Below are 4,386 nucleotides of genomic sequence, written 5' to 3' on the forward strand. Positions count from 1 at the left end.
AGCTTCATGAAGACGCTGAAGCAGGAGCAGGTAAACGGCGCAGACTACCGCGATCTCGCGCATGCCAGGGCCGAGATCGGCGCCTTCATCGAGCAGGTCTACAACCGTCAGCGCCTGCACTCCGCCTTGGCCTATCTGTCACCGGACGAGTATGAAGAAATGTCGCCAGGGGTGCTGCGCAGCAGCCCCTCGCCATGACAGCAACGCGCTGTCCCTAATTATCGTGTCTCAACACTGGGGTGCACTCCATGGGAATAACGGTGGGGAATAACGGTGACAGTGCACTAATTCGTCTACAGTTCGCCAGCGATAGCATGGCTGGATGGCACGCCTGGCACGCGCGGTTTTTCCGGGTCATCCCCATCATGTGACGCAGCGCGGCAATGGCCGCGCGCAGACCTTCTTCAGCGACGCGGACTATGCGCTTTATCGCGATCTCCTCGCCGAGCATTGCGCGGCGGCCGGGGTCGAGGTCTGGGCCTGGGTRCTCATGCCGAACCATGTGCATCTCGTSYTKGTGCCRTCCGATCAKGACGGTCTGCGGCGCGCGCTSGCCGCGGTSCACCGGCGCTATGCGGGCCATGTCCATGCCCGGCTGAAGCGGACCGGSCATTTCTGGCAGGGGCGCTTCGGCTGCGTCGCGATGGACGAGGCGCATCTCGGCGCGGCGCTGCGATATGTCGCGCTCAATCCGGTCCGCGCAGGCCTGGTGGCACAGGCGACCGACTGGCCGTGGTCGAGCGTTCATGCGCATCTGGGCCGCGTCGCGGACGATGGRGTGACGGCGGTCGCACCGGTGCTGGAGCGCCARCCCGACTTCCGCGCCTTGCTTTCGGCCGGAGAAGAGGAGGAGCRGWTTGCCAGACTGCGGAAAGCCGAGACGATCGGCCGTCCGGTGGGCGAYGCTGCGTTCCTTGCCGCGCTGGAGCGGGAAAGCGGCCGGACGCTTGCACCGGCCAGGCGCGGGCGGAAGGTTGCTAAAAGTACACTGTCACCGTAATTCCGGACGCATCACGATAGGATTGGGTGGTTCAGCGAGCGGAGCATTTCTCTATGCGGCTCTCGGAATTGGAGCGGAGGGAGGCGTATCTATCCCAACGGACTTCTTCCGCATCGGTAGTTTGCGAGGAACCCAATTCTATGGGTCAGCGAGCTTCCAAGGCTTGGTTGGCTTCGGTTTTTTTGCAGGCGCTGGAGCTAGTCCGTCGCTCGGCTATTCGTCCGGTCCTTTACAATCCGGGGTTAGCGGAGGTCATGTAGTCGGTGGTGGCGCTGCGCTTGGAATCGGAGGCGAGGGTTCGGTCTCGACGAATGGCTCTGGCGGATCGATCAGTGGAGGCCCTAGATACGGTGCGGGCATCTATGGCGGCTATGGAGGCAAGGTAACTGCAACGGCCACAACACGTCAACTCGGATGCACACCATGATAGGCCCCAAGACATTCACCAATTACTCTTTCCAAATCGCATTGTGGTTCACGATATTATTGTGTTTCGTGATGGGTGCGTGTGGGGTTGTTGACCTGGCATTTGGCTTCCATTGGGGGTTTTCGATAAAAGATGTTGCCATGTCGGCGGTAGTCTTAATCGGCGCGGTCGTTGTAAAATTGGTTGGCACCAGAATTATCGTTGCATTTGGTGGCGAGGCGTAACCTTCCGGCAATGCGGGATCGCCTAGCACGGGCGTGGGCATCTGATCCCGGCCCGCTTGGGCGAGGCGCTGTTTCGCTGGAGTGGTGACGGTCTGAGCGGGACAGTGTGCCGCAGGTTCTAGGGTGATGTGGGGCGTAGCGGAGATTCGCTGCGCCTGGACTGTACCCCTTGAGTGAGACCCGGTAATTGGGTGACATCCGTTGCGCCGGTTGGACTGCACCCTTTGAGTGAGACACGGTAATTGGGTGACACGGCTGCACCGCCGCCCCAACCAAGATATGGTTGAACGCACCCGCAGCGCGCTCCTATTTAACAACCGGCAGGGGTGCCCGTTCGGAGTATCGCCACATGAAACCGCTCATTCTGTCCGCTGTCGCGCTGCTCGGCCTCGCAGGGGCGCAGGCGCCTGCGCAGGGCAGCGCCCAGCGAATCGAGATCGACCTGTCCAACTTCAAGTTCACGCCGGATACGATCACCCTGCAGCACGGCCAGCCCTATGTGCTGCACTTCGTCAACCAGGCGAAGGGCGGGCATGATTTCGAGGCCAAGGCGTTTTTCGACGCGGCGCGCGTCGCGCCGGAGGATCGGGCGGCGATCGCCAAGGGCAAGATCGCGCTGGACGGCGGCCAGTCGGCCGATGTGCACCTGACCGCGCCGGCGGCCGGCCGCTACGAGGCGCATTGCACGCATTTCATGCATTCGACCTTCGGGATGACCGGGACGATCGTGGTGCAGTAAGGGACGTTCGCGCCACCCTTGAGGTCGCGGTGCCGCATCCACGCGCGTCGCCATGATCGGCCTGGAGCGAGAAGGTACCGGTGACAGATTCCATGTGTGGTGGATGGCGGCCCGGCCTTTGGCAGGATGCGGTTGCTAACACCAACCCTGGAGGCGACCGTGAAGCTTTTGGACTGCCCGATCGAACAGACCACTATCCGCACCGATCTTGGCGCGATTTTCGTTTCATTGGAACTGTCGACGGTAAAATGGGTAGTGAGTTCTATCCAGCCGGGCCGCCAGAAGATCTCGAAGCACGAGGTCAAGGCGGGGGCGACGGATGGTACCGGTGACAGTCCACTCAATTTGACCGTAGTTCCAGCGACAGTCCATTCAATTGACCGGTCAGCGATGTCGCGATGGTTTACCGCATGGGTCGCCGTGCTCGCGCGGTTTTCACGGGTCACGCCCACCATGTGACGCAGCGCGGCAGCGGTCGCGCGCAGACCTTCTTCGGCGATGAGGATTATGCGCTGTACCGCGACCTGCTGGGCCGGCACTGCGCGGCTGCAGGCGTGGAGATATGGTCATGTCACCGCAATTCCTGTCACCGTAATTCCAGCCTAAAGGACAGCGGCTGCAAAAACCGATTTGCACTGGTTTGTTAGAGAGTTATTCATAACCTTGGTCACGCGCTCAGGTGGCTGATCTCCGGAGAGATTCCATGGCAGCCATTAGCAGTTTTCTGGCAAATGATCGCGGCAGGGTCGATATCTCGACCATCGGCGGCGTCGGATATCCTTTCGGGGGACGCTATGTGGCGACGATCCTGCCCGAGAACGATCCTGGAATAGTCGCCATGGCGACGATCACCGGCACGCCGGGCAACGACGTCCTGGTGGGCACCAACCTCCAGGACGATATCGACGCGGGTGCCGGTGACGACCAGGTGGACGGCAAGGAGGGCTATGACCTCATTCATGGCGGGCTGGGGAATGACACGCTGTACGGCGGATCGGCGTTCGATCCGAGCCGCGGCAGCGGGGGCGACGACATCCTCTATGGTGACGAGGGCGACGATTTCGTCGCAGGCGGGCAAGGCACTGATACCTTATACGGCGGGGACGGCAATGACCGCCTGTTCGGCGATGACGAATTCGTCAACCTTTCAGGGGACGACACGCTCTACGGCGGCGCCGGCGACGATCTCCTGAACGGCGGCTGGGGCAGCAACACGCTCTATGGCGGCGACGGCAACGATATCCTGTACAGCTGGGGGTATGACTACAACCCGGATGTCTATGACAACTCTGCCAACATCAAGGACACGCTTTATGGCGGCGCCGGCGACGACACCTATTGGGTAATTGGCGCCAACGGTTTCCGGGATATCATGCGTGAGGACCCCAACGGTGGCTACGATACGGCCATGATCTTGAATAATGACGGGATGTTTCCTGGAGAGAACATCGAGCGATTCTATCTATTCATTTCTCCCGGATTCGCAGCAATCCAGCCCTTTAGCGGCGTGACCTTTAACGATAATAAGCTAAGCAACGTTGTCTATGGAACACCGGGCGACGACCGTTTTTATGTGGATCAGGGCGACACCACCGAGCTTGTATATGGCGGCGCTGGCAATGACTATTTCCGGGGCGATCCCGCGGCGGACTGGCTCTACGGCGGCGAAGGAAACGACCGGATTGAAGGCAATCGAAACGACGACCACCTCTTTGGCGAGGCTGGCAATGACAGTCTCGAAGGCGGCGAGGGCCGGGACGAGCTGGCCGGCGGCGCGGGCGACGATCTCATCTTCGATAAGGCCGGCGGCGGCGACCTGCTCTATGGCGAGGACGGCAACGACCTGATCCAGGTGAGCGGGACCAACACCGGTGCCTTCATCTATGGCGACGCGGGCGACGACCAGCTCTGGGGCGGCGACGGCAACGATCAGGTGGTCGGTGGTACCGGGAACGATATTCTCTACGGCGGTGCCGGCAATGACGGCCTCATGGGC

4 protein-coding genes and 1 pseudogene are annotated in these 4,386 nt (G+C 61.2%); all 5 read left to right on the forward strand.

The annotated features are described in order from the left end of the window. Window positions 1–198: IS3 family transposase (locus tag AC1DX5_RS24140; RefSeq protein ID WP_478016075.1), on the forward strand; the 198-nt coding region annotated here is incomplete at its 5' end. 124 nt (window positions 199–322) lie between these two features. Beyond that, window positions 323–1,000: a transposase gene (locus tag AC1DX5_RS24145; protein ID WP_478017846.1), complete on the forward strand. Its 678-nt coding sequence runs from the start codon at window positions 323–325 to the stop codon at window positions 998–1,000. A gap of 1,000 nt (window positions 1,001–2,000) precedes the next feature. After that, window positions 2,001–2,390, forward strand: coding sequence for a cupredoxin domain-containing protein (locus AC1DX5_RS24150; protein ID WP_478017847.1), 390 nt, complete (start codon window positions 2,001–2,003; stop codon window positions 2,388–2,390). 168 nt (window positions 2,391–2,558) lie between these two features. Next, window positions 2,559–2,702: pseudogene (locus tag AC1DX5_RS24155) on the forward strand (IS110 family transposase); the annotation flags it as partial. 391 nt (window positions 2,703–3,093) lie between these two features. Next, window positions 3,094–4,386, forward strand: a 1,293-nt coding sequence (locus AC1DX5_RS24160; RefSeq protein ID WP_478017848.1) for a calcium-binding protein, incomplete at its 3' end; no start/stop codon positions are given.

The organism is Sphingomonas sp. P2_B6 (genome assembly GCF_056404755.1).

Coding starts and splice junctions, on each gene's coding strand:
- AC1DX5_RS24150 (WP_478017847.1), top strand. CDS start 2,001: ATGAAACCGCTCATTCTGTCCGCTGTCGCGCTGCTCGGCCTCGCAGGG.